The sequence below is a fragment of the Thermus thermophilus HB8 genome (genome assembly GCF_000091545.1).
Taxonomy (GTDB): domain Bacteria; phylum Deinococcota; class Deinococci; order Deinococcales; family Thermaceae; genus Thermus; species Thermus thermophilus.
On the sequence record NC_006461.1, the window covers coordinates 1,629,613 to 1,643,269 of the forward strand.

The 13,657-nt window shown below is 69.7% G+C and carries 16 protein-coding genes and 1 rRNA gene; 3 read left to right on the forward strand and 14 right to left on the reverse strand.

Annotated elements, in window-relative coordinates; all coding sequences use genetic code 11:
- Positions 1-10: 10 nt before the first annotated feature.
- Genes TTH_RS08810 through pyrF form a run of 4 tightly spaced genes read right to left on the reverse strand, consistent with a single transcriptional unit; the run spans position 11 to position 3,312 of the window.
- Entirely contained in the window at positions 11-979 is a 969-nt protein-coding gene (locus TTH_RS08810; protein WP_011173761.1) for an NAD(P)H-dependent glycerol-3-phosphate dehydrogenase, read from the reverse strand.
- Positions 976-1,980, reverse strand: a complete 1,005-nt coding sequence (locus TTH_RS08815; RefSeq protein ID WP_011228882.1) for a hypothetical protein — start codon at positions 1,978-1,980, stop codon at positions 976-978. The genes TTH_RS08810 and TTH_RS08815 overlap by 4 nt, the downstream gene beginning before the upstream one ends.
- A 1-nt stretch (position 1,981) precedes the next feature.
- Entirely contained in the window at positions 1,982-2,533 is a 552-nt protein-coding gene (gene pyrE / locus TTH_RS08820; RefSeq protein WP_011228883.1) for an orotate phosphoribosyltransferase, read from the reverse strand.
- A gap of 5 nt (positions 2,534-2,538) precedes the next feature.
- Complete coding sequence (pyrF, locus tag TTH_RS08825) at positions 2,539-3,312, reverse strand: orotidine-5'-phosphate decarboxylase (RefSeq protein WP_011228884.1); 774 nt, start codon at positions 3,310-3,312, stop codon at positions 2,539-2,541.
- Between pyrF and TTH_RS08830 the strand changes: the two genes are divergently transcribed.
- A complete protein-coding gene (locus TTH_RS08830; RefSeq protein WP_164926007.1) occupies positions 3,311-3,451 on the forward strand; it encodes a hypothetical protein in 141 nt (46 codons plus the stop codon). The genes pyrF and TTH_RS08830 overlap by 2 nt on opposite strands.
- Before the next feature lie 122 nt (positions 3,452-3,573).
- Here TTH_RS08830 and TTH_RS08835 read toward each other — a convergent pair.
- Positions 3,574-5,092 (reverse strand): 16S ribosomal RNA (locus tag TTH_RS08835).
- 127 nt (positions 5,093-5,219) lie between these two features.
- Between TTH_RS08835 and TTH_RS08840 the strand changes: the two genes are divergently transcribed.
- Positions 5,220-5,885: a PIG-L deacetylase family protein gene (locus TTH_RS08840; protein ID WP_011228885.1), complete on the forward strand. Its 666-nt coding sequence runs from the start codon at positions 5,220-5,222 to the stop codon at positions 5,883-5,885.
- A complete protein-coding gene (locus TTH_RS08845; RefSeq protein WP_011228886.1) occupies positions 5,876-6,295 on the forward strand; it encodes an archease in 420 nt (139 codons plus the stop codon). Before TTH_RS08840 ends, TTH_RS08845 begins: the two co-directional genes overlap by 10 nt.
- Here TTH_RS08845 and plsX read toward each other — a convergent pair.
- The 9 genes from plsX to TTH_RS08890 all read right to left on the reverse strand — a co-directional run bounded on the left by plsX (position 6,284) and on the right by TTH_RS08890 (position 13,642).
- A complete protein-coding gene (plsX, locus tag TTH_RS08850; RefSeq protein ID WP_011173767.1) occupies positions 6,284-7,264 on the reverse strand; it encodes a phosphate acyltransferase PlsX in 981 nt (326 codons plus the stop codon). The two genes, TTH_RS08845 and plsX, sit on opposite strands and share 12 nt — an antisense overlap.
- Before the next feature lie 2 nt (positions 7,265-7,266).
- Positions 7,267-7,599, reverse strand: coding sequence for a thioredoxin (gene trxA, locus TTH_RS08855; RefSeq protein WP_011173768.1), 333 nt, complete (start codon positions 7,597-7,599; stop codon positions 7,267-7,269).
- Positions 7,600-7,662: 63 nt separating this feature from the next.
- The gene (locus tag TTH_RS08860) at positions 7,663-8,040 is read right to left on the reverse strand and encodes a S1 RNA-binding domain-containing protein (protein WP_011228887.1); all 378 of its coding nucleotides are present in this window, start codon (positions 8,038-8,040) and stop codon (positions 7,663-7,665) included.
- A gap of 40 nt (positions 8,041-8,080) precedes the next feature.
- Positions 8,081-8,560, reverse strand: a complete 480-nt coding sequence (gene folK, locus TTH_RS08865) for a 2-amino-4-hydroxy-6-hydroxymethyldihydropteridine diphosphokinase (protein WP_011173770.1) — start codon at positions 8,558-8,560, stop codon at positions 8,081-8,083.
- Positions 8,557-9,570, reverse strand: coding sequence for a mannose-1-phosphate guanylyltransferase (locus TTH_RS08870; RefSeq protein ID WP_011228888.1), 1,014 nt, complete (start codon positions 9,568-9,570; stop codon positions 8,557-8,559). Before TTH_RS08870 ends, folK begins: the two co-directional genes overlap by 4 nt.
- Positions 9,567-10,577, reverse strand: coding sequence for a glycosyltransferase family 4 protein (locus TTH_RS08875; RefSeq protein ID WP_164926070.1), 1,011 nt, complete (start codon positions 10,575-10,577; stop codon positions 9,567-9,569). Before TTH_RS08875 ends, TTH_RS08870 begins: the two co-directional genes overlap by 4 nt.
- Positions 10,574-11,596 (reverse strand): hypothetical protein, encoded by a 1,023-nt coding sequence (locus TTH_RS08880; protein WP_011228890.1) that lies wholly within the window; start codon positions 11,594-11,596, stop codon positions 10,574-10,576. Before TTH_RS08880 ends, TTH_RS08875 begins: the two co-directional genes overlap by 4 nt.
- On the reverse strand, positions 11,574-12,719 hold the full coding sequence (locus TTH_RS08885) for a glycosyltransferase family 4 protein (RefSeq protein WP_011228891.1): 1,146 nt from the start codon (positions 12,717-12,719) through the stop codon (positions 11,574-11,576). Before TTH_RS08885 ends, TTH_RS08880 begins: the two co-directional genes overlap by 23 nt.
- Positions 12,720-12,835: 116 nt before the next feature.
- Complete coding sequence (locus tag TTH_RS08890; RefSeq protein WP_011228892.1) at positions 12,836-13,642, reverse strand: hypothetical protein; 807 nt, start codon at positions 13,640-13,642, stop codon at positions 12,836-12,838.
- Positions 13,643-13,657 lie beyond the last annotated feature (15 nt).

Sequence of the window (13,657 nt, forward strand, 5' to 3'; positions counted from 1 at the left end):
TGGGGTGGCCTCACTCCTCCTTGGGCTCCCGGGCCATGAGGGCCTTTAGGGCCGCCAGGGGGTCCAGGCCCTCGTGGGCCACCCGGTGGACCGCCTCGGCCACGGGGAGCTCCACCCCCTGCTCCTTCCCCCAGGCCACCATGGCCTTCACCGCGTAAAGCCCCTCCACCACCCCCCGGGCCTCGAGGGCCTCCCGGTCCACCCCCCGCACCAGGCTCTCCCCCGCCATGCGGTTGCGGGAGTGGAGGCTGTAGGCCGTGGCCAGGAGGTCCCCGAGGCCCGCAAGCCCGTAGAAGGTGGCCTCCTCCCCCCCAAGCGCGGTGCCGAAGCGGACCATCTCCTTAAGGCCCCGGGTGAGGAGGGCGGCCTTGGCGTTGTCCCCGAGCCTAAGCCCGTCCACCATGCCCGCCGCCAGGGCCAGGACGTTCTTCACCGCCCCCCCAAGCTCCACCCCCCGCCGGTCCCGGCTGGTGTAGACCCGGAAGGTGGGCCCGGAGAAGAGGGCCTGGACCCGCCGGGCGAGGTCTTCCGGCCCCGCGGCCACGCTCGCCGTGGGGAGGAAGCGGGCCACCTCCTCGGCGTGGTTGGGCCCGGAAAGGGCCACCACGGGCCTTTGGGTCAGGGCCTCCACCACCTCCGCGGGCGTCCGGACCCCCTCCTCCCCGTAAAAGAGGCCCTTGGTGGCGGAGACGTACCAGGGAGCCGGGGGAAGGCCGGCCACGGTCTCCCGGAGGGCCTTGGAGGGCACCGCCAGCACGGCGAGCTCCGCCCCCTCCAAGGCCTCCTCAGGGTCATGGGTGGGGTAGAGGTAGGCCGGGAGGGCCACCCCAGGGAGGTAGTCCCGGTTCTCCCGCATGGCCTTCAAGGCCTCCGCCTGCGCCTTCCGCCGGGCCCAAAGCCGGGTGGGCACCCCTTTGCTGGCGAGGAGGACGGCCAAGGCCGTCCCCCAGGCCCCCGCGCCCAGGACCGCCACCCTCATAGGAGGAAGACCACCTCCCAGGCCTCGTACCAGGCGGCGGCGAGGAGGAAGAGGGCCCCCAAGTAAAAGGCCAGGAGAAGTCCCTTAAGCCCCTCCCGGTACCCCTGCCCCCCGGCCACCCGGGCGAGGAGGACGAGCCCGCCGAAGGTGACGAGGATGTAGGCCTGAAGCTCCAAAAGAAGGGTGGGCAGGTGGAAGAGGAAGGCGCTTCCCAGAAGGGCCGGGGAGAGGGCGAAGCCGAAGGCGAAGTAGCGGAGGGCGTTGAGGAGGAGCACAGGAACCCCCAAGAGCAAGGCGGGAAGGAGCCCTGTGAGGAAAAGCCCCTGGCTGAAATTCCAGTGAAAGATGACCCCAGCGAGGACCAAAACGCCCTTCCCCACCGCCTCCTGGAGGCCGATGGCCTCCAAGGCGCCCCCGAAGAGGACCTGCACCGCCCGGGCGAGCTCGGGCATGGCGTAGGCGAGAAGGCTCCCCAGGGCGAAGAGGCCGTAGAGGAAGAGGTTGGTGAAGAGGTAAAGGCCCCTCTGGGACCGGACCAAGGCCCAGGCCTCAAGAAGCCAGGCCCGGAAGGGGGAGGGCCTGAGGAGGAGGAGGGCCCAAAAGAGGGAGAGGAGGAAAAACCCAAAGCCCGCGAGGGGCGTGAGGAGGTAGGCGGGCACCCCGAGCCCCTCGGGGCGGAAGTAGACCCGCCTGGCCTCCCCCCCTTCCAGGACCACCACCACCTCCCCCACCTCCTCCCCGAGGGCGGCCGGGAAGGAGACCCGGTTCCCCTCCACCTCGGGGCTTTCCAGGTTGACGGTAAGCCCATCGGGGGGCGGGGGGAAGAGGGCGAAGCGCTCGAGGAGCCTCGGGGCCTCCTCCGGAGGGGCCCTAAGGACCTCCTCGAGGCTCGGGGAGAGCTCCCCCCTGAGCCACCGGGCGACGGCCTCCCTCGCGGCCTCCTCCGGGGCCGCGAGGGCCAGAGAGAAAAGGCCGAGAAGAAGGGCAGCGAGGAAGCGCACCCTAGACCTCCTCCAAGGGCACCCCCTCCCGGCAGAGGGGGCAGGCCTCCTCGGGATAATGGGGAACCTCCAAGGCGAGGAGGGCGCGGAAGGGCACGCCGAAGGCCGCCCTGCCCCCGCTCCGGTCCACGATGGCCCCCACGCCCACCAAAACCCCGCCCCGGGCCTCCGCCGCCCGGATCGCCTTGCGGACGCTCTCCCCGGTGGTTACCACATCCTCCACCGCCAAGAAGCGGTCGCCCGGGTTCACGGTGAGCCCCTTGCGGATGAGCATCCCCCCCCTTCCGTCCTTCTCGGCGAAGAGGGCCCGGGCCCCGAGGGCCTTCGCCACCACGAAGGAAAGGACCACGCCCCCGATGGCCGGGGCGATGACGAAGTCCACCTTCTCGTCCTTAAAGAGCTTTCCCAAAGCCTCCCCCACGGCCTCGGCGTAAAGGGGATGCTGGAGGAGGGCCGCCGACTGCAAAAAGAAGGGGGAGTGCATCCCCGAACGCAGGAGGAAGTGGCCCTCTAGAAGAGCCCCCGTCCTCCGGTAAAGCTCCAGGACGTCCATCCCCCCTACTCTACCAGAGCCTTCAAGAGGGCCTCCGCCGCCTCCAGGGCGGCCTTTAGGTCCGGCCTTCCCCCAGGGTAGTAGAGGGCCCGGCTCGCCGCGAAAAGAAGCCCCTCCCCCTTGAGGGGCCTCCCCCCCTGGGCCCCCACGCCGGGGAGGAGGAGGGGGGCGTGGGGCGCCCTTTCCCGCACCCGAGCCACGGCCTCCGGGTAGGTGGCCCCCACCACCATCCCCACCCGGCTCCAGGTACCCTCCCGGTACCCCTCCCCCTCCCGCTCAAGAGCCTCGGCCAGGTGAAGGTAAAGGGGCTTCTCCTCCACAAGGAGGTCCTGGAGGAAGCCGGAGCCGGGGTTGGAGGTCTTCGCCAGGACGAAGACCCCGCCCCCTGTGCGGGAAGCGGCCTGGAAGAAGGGCTTGAGGGCGTCTAAGCCCAGGTACGGGTTCACGGTGAGGGCGCTTCCCGGGAAGGCCTCCAGGTAGGCCCGGGCGTAGGCCTCGGCGGTGGAGCCGATGTCCCCCCGCTTCCCGTCAAAGATCACGGGAAGCCCCATGACCCGGGAGGCGCTGGCGAGCTCCCAAAGCAGCGCCGTCCCCTCGAGGCCCAAGGCCTCAAAGAACGCCAGCTGGAACTTCGCCGCCGCAAGGCGTGGGGCCAGGGCCTCGAGGAGCTCGAAGGTGTAGCGGCGGATATGGGCCAAGGGCTCGGGGCCGTGGAGCGTCGGCCTCGGATCCACGCCGAGAACGAGGGGCGGCCGGGAAAGGGCCTCGAGGAAGTCCATGGGCTTCACTATAGGGGTTGACGCCCCGAACGCCCAAGAGAACCCAGCCCTCCTGCAAAACGCCGAAAGCACCGCGGGCTGGAACAACACCTCCGGCCACCCCCACCCCGAGCCCTTCCTCAACGTGCGCGGCCTTTAAAAAAAAGCCCCGCCGAGGCCTGGCCTCGGCGGGAAAAAAAGCACCCCCCTAACGGGGGGTGCGCTGCCGGCCAGAGCGGGGCGGCTTGAAAGCGCGGGAACAGGCTTTGGTTAGCTCCTTAGAAAGGAGGTGATCCAGCCGCACCTTCCGGTACAGCTACCTTGTTACGACTTCGCCCCAGTCACGGGCCCTACCCTCGGCGCCTGCCCGTAGGCTCCCGGCGACTTCGGGTAGAGCCCGCTCCCATGGCGTGACGGGCGGTGTGTACAAGGCCCGGGAACGTATTCACCGCGGCATGGCTGATCCGCGATTACTAGCGATTCCGGCTTCATGGGGTCGGGTTGCAGACCCCAATCCGAACTGGGCCCACCTTTTTGCGATTAGCTCCCCGTTGCCGGGTGGCATCGCTTTGTAGTGGGCATTGTAGCACGTGTGTCGCCCAGGCCGTAAGGGCCATGCTGACCAGACGTCGTCCCCTCCTTCCTCCCGCTTTCGCGGGCAGTCCCGTTAGAGTGCCCGGCCGAACCGCTGGCAACTAACGGCGGGGGTTGCGCTCGTTGCGGGACTTAACCCAACACCTCACGGCACGAGCTGACGACGGCCATGCAGCACCTGTGCTAGGGCTCCCCTCGCGGGGCACCCCAGGCTTTCACCCGGGTTCCCTAGCATGTCAAGGCCTGGTAAGGTTCTTCGCGTTGCTTCGAATTAAACCACATGCTCCACCGCTTGTGCGGGCCCCCGTCAATTCCTTTGAGTTTCAGCCTTGCGGCCGTACTCCCCAGGCGGCGCGCTTAACGCGTTAGCTTCGGCCCCCAGGAGACCCAGAGACCTAGCGCGCATCGTTTAGGGCGTGGACTACCCGGGTATCTAATCCGGTTTGCTCCCCACGCTTTCGCGCCTCAGCGTCACGGGTGGACCAGGTGGCTGCCTTCGCCATCGGCGTTCCTCCCGGTATCTGCGCATTTCACCGCTACTCCGGGAATTCCACCACCCTCTCCCACCGTCTAGCCTGAGCGTATCCCACGCTCCCCCACGGTTGAGCCGTGGTCTTTCACATGGGACGCCCCAGGCCGCCTACACGCCCTTTACGCCCAGTGAATCCGGGTAACGCTCGCGCCCTCCGTATTACCGCGGCTGCTGGCACGGAGTTGGCCGGCGCTATTACCCCGGTACCGTCAGTCCCCTCGTCGGGGGTTTCGTCCCGGGTTCAGGAGTTTACACCCCGAAGGGCTTCTTCCTCCAAGCGGCGTCGCTCCGTCAGGCTTGCGCCCATTGCGGAAGATTCCTAACTGCTGCCTCCCGTAGGAGTGGGGCCCGTGTCTCAGTGCCCCTGTGGCCGGCCATCCTCTCAGACCGGCTACCCGTCGTCGCCTTGGTGGGCCATTACCCCACCAACTAGCTGATGGGACGCGGGCCCATCCGGAAGCGGGCAAAGCCCTTTGGACACACCCCAAGGGGCGGGTCCACATGGGGGATTAGCCCGAGTTTCCCCGGGTTGTCCCCCTCTTCCGGGTAGGTCACCCACGCGTTACTCACCCGTCCGCCGCTGACCACGGAGTAAAACCCCGCGGCCCGCACGACTTGCATGTCTTAGGCACGCCGCCAGCGTTCACCCTGAGCCAGGATCAAACTCTCCAACAAATCAACGCCCTTAACGGGCGTAGAGCTCAGATGCTTGGCCTGTTCCCGCGCTTTCAAGATCCCCCGCCGGCCCTGCCGGCGCACCTATGAATCTACCAAGCCCCCCTCCTTCTGTCAAGATGGGGGCATGGACCTCCTCGTGGTGGTGCCCCACCCGGACGACGAGAGCTTCGGCGCAGGGGGAGCCCTCCTCCTCGCCAAGGAGGCGGGGCTTAAGACCGGGGTCCTCACCCTGACCCGGGGGGAAGCCGGGAGAACCCTTGGCCTCTGTCCCCCGGAGGAGCTGCCCCAGGTGCGCGTGGAGGAGTTAAAGCGGGCCGCGGCCGTCCTTCAAGTGGACTACCTCGAGGTGCTGGACTACCCCAACGCCCTCCCCGAGGGCGCCCAAGGGGAGCGGGGGCCGGCCACGGGCCGGGGCCTCGCCGACCACCCCGAGGCGGTGGAGGCGATCCGGACGCGGCTCCTCCGCCTCCGTCCCCGCTTCGTCCTCACCTTCCCCCCGGACGGCATCAACGGCCACCCCGACCACGTGGCGGCGAGCCGCTACGCCCGCGAGGCCGCCCAAGGCCTCGCCCAGGTGGTCTACCTGGTCCGCCCCGACGGCCCCTGGCCCGTAACCCACCGCCTCCGCCTCCCCGAGAGGGTCTTGGCGCGGAAGCTCCAGGCCATCGCCCAGCACAAGACCCAGGCCCTCTCCGTGCTGAAGTTCCTGGAGATGTTCCCCGAGCGCCTCTGGACCGAGACCTTCCACCTGCCGGGCGCCTCCGGTCTCCGGGAGGGACCGTGGTGGTGAGGCCCCTGGACCACACCGCCGACGTGGGGTTTGCCCTCGAGGCCCAAAGCCTGGAGGAGCTCTTTCAGGCGGCCCTGAAGGGCCTTCTAGACGTGATGTTCACCGCCCCTCCCCAAGGGGGCAGGAAGCGGCGGCACCTAAGGCTTTTCGCCGAGGACCTGGAAACCCTCCTCGTCCGCTTCCTCAACGAGCTGATCTACCTGATCCAGACCAAGGGCTTCGTCCCGGGAAGGGCCCGCATCCGGGTGGAGGAGGAAGAGGGCGGGTACCGCCTCACCGCCACCCTCTTCGGCGAGCCCTTCCAGGAGCGCTTCGGCTTCCAGGGGGAGGTGAAGAGCGCCACCTTCCACGGCCTCTCCGTCCGCAAGGAGGACGGCCGCTGGAAGGCCCAGGTCATCCTAGACGTGTAGGGCGGAAAGCCGCTGCCGCACCCGCGCGAGGAGGCCCGCCTCCACCATGGCCTTGGCCCGCAGGAGGGCGTTTTTCACCGCCAGGGCGTCGGCGGAACCGTGCCCGATGAAGACCGCGCCCTCCACGCCGAGGAGGGGCATGGCCCCGTACTGGGCCGGGTCCACCCGGGCCTTCACCCGGGCGAGGGCCTCCCGGACCAAGAGGGCCCCAAGGCGCGCCCGGAAGGAGGAGGTCAAAGCCTCCTTGATCCAGGTGAGGAGGACCCGGGCCTCCCCCTCGGCGAGCTTCAGGGCCACGTTGCCCGTGAACCCATCGGTGACCACCACCTCCGTGGTCCCGAGGAAGATGTCCCGCCCCTCCACGTTGCCGTAGAACCGCTCGCCCAAGGCGGCCCGGAGCAAGGGGTAGGCCTCCTGGACGAGGGCGTTCCCCTTCCCCTCCTCCTCCCCGATGGAGAGGAGGCCCACCCTTGGGGCCAAAGCCCCGCTCGCCTCGGCGTAGGCCAAGCCCATGGCGGCGAACTGGACGAGGAAGGAAGGGCGGCAGTCGGCGTTGGCCCCTCCGTCCAGGAGGAAGGTGCGGCCTCTCAAGCTGGGGAACTCCACGAGGAGGGCGGGCCGCTCCACCCCCTTCACCCGCCCGAGGACGAGGAGGGCGGCGGCCAGGGTGGCGCCGCTGTGCCCCATGGAGACCACCGCCTGGACCTCGCCCCGCTTGAGGAGCTCCATGGCCACCCTCACGGAGGCCTGGGGGCGGCGGCGAACCTCCGTGGCCGCCTCCTCCATACGGATGTGGTCCGGGGCGTGCCAAACGGGAAGGTCGGCCCCCAAACGGGCAAGCTCCGCCCGCACCTGGGCCTCGTCGCCCACCAGGAGGACCTCCACCCCCTCCCGGGCCGCGGCCGCCGCCCCGGCCACCACCACCTGGGGGGCCCGGTCGCCCCCCATGGCGTCCAGGGCGATGCGCATCCTCAGGCGGTGGCGGGCAGGTGCTTCTCGATCTTGGCCTGGTAGTTGCGCTTGGGCTGGGCCCCCACCAGGACCTCCACCGGCTGGCCGTCCTTGAAGAGGATCACCGTGGGGATGCTCATCACCCGGTAGCGCATGGCGGTCTTGGGGTTCTCGTCCACGTCCAGCTTGGCCACCAAGAGCTTGCCCTCGTACTCTTTGGCGATCTCCTCCAGGATGGGGGCGATCATCCGGCAGGGGGCGCACCACTCCGCCCAGAAGTCCACCAGGACCAAGGGGTGTTGGCCGAGGGTCTCGTCAAAGTTCTGGTCGGTCACCTCAATGGGCTTCGCCATACCCCCCTACTCTACGGCAAACCCCCGGGGACGACAACGCCCCGGGGGCGCCTTCCTCGGCCTTTAGCGCTTCTTCCGGCCGCCCTTTTTGCCCTTGCCCCCAAACCCTCCGGTGCCCCGGAGGAAGCTCTTGAGCTTGTTCTCAAACTCGGGGGATTGCTTGGGAAGCCGCCTGGGCCTGGGCGGGGGCGCGCCCCCTTCGGGGGCCGGGGTCAGGTCCTTGATGGAGAGGTCCAGCCGCCCCTTGGCGTCCCGCCCTTTAATCAGGACCTGGACGATGTCCCCCTCGTTGAGGTAGTCCCGAACGTTCGTCACGTACTCGTGGGCGATCTGGGAGATGTGGACCAGGCCCTGCTCCCCCCCCGCAAGCTCCACAAACGCGCCAAAGCTCACCACCCGCACCACGCGGCCTTCCACAACGGTTCCTGCTTCTAGTTCCACGTTCCTTCTCCTCGCGCGGAATCCACCCGCGGTGCCCCCACTATACCACATAGGGCCGGACCCCAGAAGGGTCCAGCCCCGCGAGGAGCTCGGCGAAGGTCCGGCCCAGGAGGGGGTGCCGCCCTTGGGGAACGAGGTCGCAAAGGGGCACGAGGACGAAGGCCCGCTCGTGGAGCCTCGGGTGGGGCAGCACCAGGTCCTCCTCCTCCAGGACGAGGTCCCCGTAAAGGAGGAGGTCCAGGTCCAGGGTCCTGGGGCCGTAGCGCTCCTTGCGCTCCCGCCCCAAAGCCCGCTCTATGGCGAGCATGGCCTCGAGGAGGCCCCTGGGGGGAAGAGCCGTCTCCACCTCGGCCACCAGGTTCAGGTAGAGGGGCTGGGGCGGGCCTAAAGGCTCGGTCTCGTAGAGGGAGGAGAGGCGGAGGAGGCGGGTTTCGGGGAGGCGGGAGAGCCGGGAAAGCCCCTCCAAGAGGTAGGCCGCGCGGTCCCCGAGGTTGGAGCCCAAGGCCACGTAGGCCGTCATTCCTGGGCCTCGAGGCGTTTCACCACCTCCCGCACCTCCCGGGCCCAGTCCTTGGGCACCACCAGGACCTCGTCCCCCACCTTGGCCACCACCAGCCCGGAAACCCCCAGGGTGGCCACCACGCCCCGGTCGGCGTAGACCACGCACCCAAAGGTGTCCAGGGCCACGTGCCGCCCCTCCCCCAGGACCACGTTCTCGTGGGGGTCCTGGGAGAAGACCCGCTCCAGGGCCCGCCAGTTCCCCACATCGTCCCAGGGGAAGCGGCCGAGGACCACCCGCACCCTCTCCGCCTTCTCCATCACCCCGTAGTCAATGGAGATCTTGGGGAGGCCGGCGTACACCTCCTCCAGGGAGGCCCCGGCGAGGAGGCGCTCCAGGGCCTCGTGGTGGCTCGGGAGGTGGCGCCGGAAGAGCTCGGCCATGGTGGCGGGGGCGAAGGCGAAGACCCCGCCGTTCCAGACGTAGCCCTTGCGGATGTACTCCAGGGCCTCGGCGTAGGAGGGCTTCTCCACGAACCCCTCCCCCCGGTACCAGGCCCCCTCCCTGGGCCCCAGACGGATGTAGCCGTACTCCGTCTCCGGGCGGGTGGGCCTCAGGCCCAGGGCCACCACAAAACCCTCCTCCGCCGCCTCCAGCATGGTGGCCAAGGCCTCCCGGTAGGCCTCGTCGTCCCCCACGTAGTGGTCGGCGGGGAGGACGAGGAGCCGCTCGGCCCCCTCCTTCAGGGCCTCGGCCACCCCTAAGAGCACCGCCCCCGCGGTGTCCCGGCCCAAGGGCTCCAGGAGGAGCCGGATCCCGTCCGCATAGGGACGGGCCACCGCCTCCTGGTCCCGGCGCACGGCGAGGAGGGTGCGCTCTGGAGGCACGAGGGGGGCGAGGCGCTCCAGGGTGGCCTCGAGGAGGGTCTTCCCCTCAAAGAGGGGCAGAAAGGGCTTGGGGCGGTCCTCCCGGGAGAGGGGCCAAAGCCTCTCCCCGCGTCCGCCCGCCATCACCAGGGCGTAGGTCTTCACGCTCCCACCACCTTTCGGTAAAGCTCCAGGTAGTCCCGGGCCATGCGTTCCCGGGAGAAGCGGGCCTCCGCGTAGCGACGGATGGCCCAGCGGTCCAGGCGCCTCACGGCCTCCAGGTACTCCAAGGCCTCCTCCCAGTCCCTCACCAGAAACCCCGTCTCCCCGTGGCGCACCGTCTCGGGGAGGGCCCCTAGGGGCCTTGCCAGGACGGGGACGCCGCTCATCATGGCCTCCACCGGAGCGAGGCCGAAGGGCTCCTTGAAGTTTACAAAGTGGAGGAGGGCGATGGCCCCATCCAAGAGGGTCTGCCGGGTCTCGGGGTCCACGGGGCCCAGGAACTCCACCCCTTCCCCGAGCAGGGGGGCCACCTCGTTTTGGAAGTAGGCCTCGTCCTGGACGGGCCCGGCGATCTTCAGGGGAAGGCGCGACTTTCGGGCGAAGAGGACGGCCTCCCGGATGCCCTTGTCCGGGTGGATGCGGGAGAGGACGAGGAGGTGCCTCCCCCCCTCCCCCACCCGGAAGCGCCGCGGGTCCACCCCGTGGTGGACGACCCCCAGGTAAGGAAGGCCCGGGTCCTTGTCCGCCTCGGAGATGGCCACGTAGTGGACGTGGGGTAGGGCGGCGTAGCGGCGGTAGACCTTCTTGATCTTCTCGCTGGAGAAGCCGTGGATGGTGGTGAGGACCGGGACCTTCACAAAGGGGGTGAAGTAGAGGGGCATGAAGTCGTAGTGGTTGTGGACCAGGTCAAACTCCCCCGCCTCCTCCATGGCGCGGGCGATGTGGAGGAACTCCTCCACCTTCCAGTCCACCTCCCTGTCCTCCCAGAGGGGCTTCGCCGCGGTGCACCGCAGAGGCGCCCGGGTCTCGGCGTCGCAGGTGGCGTAGAGGACCACCTCCACCCCGAGGTCCAGAAGGGCCTCGGTGAGGTCGTAGACCACCTGTTCCCAGGGGCCGTACCGCCTGGGGGGAACCCGCCAGGCGATGGGGGCCAGCATGGCCACCCTCACGGCCGCCCTCCCAAGGCGAAGACCCGCCCCAGGGCCACGCCCTCGTCCACCTGGGGGAAGACCCCTTGGACCAGGGCCTGCCAGGCGAGGAGGTAGGCGAGGAGGGCCTCCGCCCCGCGGTTTTGGTTGGGGCCGTGGGGGGTGAGGCCGTCCATGGGGCCGAAGGCGTCCACCAGGGGGGCACGGAGGCGGTTCCGCCCGTGGAACCAGAGGAAGGCCACCTCGGCGAGGACCCGCTCCCCGAAGCGCAGGTGGGCGAGGAGGGCGCACTTGGCCTCAATGGGCTGCTGGTCAAAGAGGGGCTTCTCCCCTCCCCGCTCCATGAAGCGGTTGCCCACGGGGTCAAAGAAGAGGCCCTCCTCCCCCGGGGTGAAGTAGTGCTCCTTGAGGAAGGCGAGGGCCCTCCGGGCCAGGGCCACCGCCTCTCGGCGGCGGAAGGCGAGGCCGTAGGCGTACAGGGCCTCCACGGGGCGGTGGTTGGCGTAGGTGAGGGGGCCGGGGTAGGGCCAGGCGGGCTCGGCCTCCCGGAAGGCGCGAAGGAGCCCCTCCCCCAGGGCCTCGGCCGCCTCGAGGAAGGGCTCCTTGGGCAGGGCGAGAAGGCCGAGGAGGGCGTAGGCCCGCCCCCTCAAGGAGGTGAAGCCCTCGAGGGCGGGAAGGGCCCGGAGAAGGGCCTCCCGGGCAGGGCCCGCGTAGGGGGGAGGAAGCCTCTGGGCGGCGGCGAGGGCGAGGACGGCCCGGCCCGTGGGGTCCTCCGCCTCCCCCTCGTCCTCAAAGCGGCCGTCCAGGGTGAGGCCGTTCCGGAAGCGGCCGTCCTCCTTCTGCATGTGGAGGAGGAAGGCGAGGTAGGTCCGCACGAGCCCCTCGTCCCGGGCCCCCTCGGGGAGGAGGCTGAGGTAGAGGAGGGCCCGGGCGTTGTCGTCCGTGGTGTACCCCTCGCCGAGCCTGGGCACCCCGTGGTGGGCGTGCTCCAGAAGCCCCCGGGCGTCGGTCAGGGCCCTAAGCCACCCGAGGCCGAACATCCGCCACCTCCTCCAAAAGCCGCCGGTAGGCCCGGGCCACCCTGGGCCAGGTGAAGTCCCGGGCGTAAGCGTAGGCCCGCTCCTCCATCTCCCTTAGGCGCTCGGGGCTTTCCGCGAGGGCCAAGACCGCCTGGGCCCAGGCCTCCTCCTCCAGGGGAAGCAGGACCCCCCGGCCCGCGGCGAGGGCGGCGCGGGCGTGCCGGAAGGGGGTGGAGAGGACGGCCTTGCCCAGGGCCAGGGCGTAGGAGAGGGTCCCGGAGGAAACCTGCTCCAGGTTGGGGTAGGGCAGGAGGAAGAGGTCCGCCGCCCCCGCCAGGCGGTAGAGCTCCTCCTCGGAGAGGTACCCCTCCCGCAGGAGGAAGGCCTCCCCCACCCCCAGGGCCTCGGCCATTTCCCGCACACGCTCCAGATACCGCCGCCCCTCGTGCCGCTCCAGGTTGGGGTGGAGCCTCCCCGCCACCAGGTAGCGGACCCTGGGGTTGTGGGGCAGGACGCGGGCGAGCACCTTCAGGGCGAACTCCAGCCCCTTGCCGGGCCCAAGGAGGCCGTAGGTGAAGAGGAGGAAGGCGCCCTCCAGCCCCAAGGCCCGCTTCAAGGCCTCCTTAGGGGGCCGCGGAAGATCGGGGACCCCGTGCGGGATGTGGGCCACGGGGATCCGCACCCCCAGGGCCCGCAGGAGGCCTTCCCCTTCCGGGTGGAGGGCGACGAAGGCCTGGGCCCTCTCGGCCATGGCCCGGAGAAGGCCCTGCATGTAGCGGAGGTCCGCCTCGCCGAGCCCGGGAGGCGGGGCCTGGAGGAGGGTGTGGAGGACCACCAGCTTGGGGCCTTGGGCCTCGAGGAGGTCCAGGACGTAGTCGCCCCACTTCCCGCCGTAAAGCCCGTACTCGTGCTGGAGGATCACCGGCCCCCGGAGGAGGCGCGCCAAGGCCCTGTACCCCTCCCGGTCCTCCTTGGCCACCACCCGGACCACCTCCTGGGGAAAGGGCAAGGCCACCTCCTCGGGGTGGGCCACCACCGCCACCTGGGAAGGCACCCCTTCCCGCAAGAGGGCCTCCCGCAGGTCGCGGTTGAAGGTGGCGATGCCGCAACGGATGGGAGGATAGGTGCCCACCAGGGTCAGCATGCCCGACCTCCGGTCCGTTCAAGGGGATACGCCCCTTATCTCAAGTAAGTATAGCACATATGCTACCCATGCGCTCAATCAACATGCGCTAAACGAACCCTGCGGCCGCCCCGGCCCTAGAGGGGGAAGCCCAGGGTGAGGTCCAGGAGGTTAGCCACGAGGCCAAAGAAGTCTCCCAAGCCCCGCTCCGCCGAAACCCGGAAGGGGGTCTGAAGGCGGAGCTGCGCCTCCACCCCTTCTCCCAAACGGAAGCGGTAGCCCAAGTAGGGGAAGGCCACCCAGGCATCCCCCGGCCGGTAGCCCGTCCCCAGGCCGAAGAAGGCGTCCCCCAGGTAGGCGTGGGCCCCAAGGGCGGGCCAGAGGGCCCCAAAGCCCCAGAAGCCCCAGCCGCCAAGCCAGAGGGCGTAGCCCTCCCCCTCGTAGGCCAGGGCCGCGACCACAGGTCTGCCGGTAGGGATGGGCACGTACAGGCGGAAGCGGCGCTCCGGGTCAAGAAGGGGGGTGAAGGCCTCCCGCCCGGAGGGGTAGTAGCGAAGGCCAATCCCGAAGTGGGCCCCCCCGGCGATGTAGACCGGGCCCATGCCCTCCAGGAAGATCGCAAAGCCCTCGCCCAGGAAGGCCTCGAGGCCCAAAAGCCCGGAAGGTTGGGCCCCGGAAGGACCCCCCTCCACCCCAAGCCCCAGGTAGTAGGCCCCGGGAAAGCCAAGGCCCAAAGCCCCCAAGAGGGGGTCTACCACCCCTCCCCGGCGCAGGTAGAGGTAGGCGCTTCCCTCCAGGTTGTGGTCCACCCCCACCCGCCACCAAAGCCCGGCGGGAAAGGCCTGGCCGAAGCCGAAGACGTTCCTGTCCACCGCACCCACGCCGAAAAAGCCCTGGGCCTGGGCCAAGCCCAGGAGGAGGAAAAGCGCCGACCACCTTTGCATAGGTCCATGTTACCG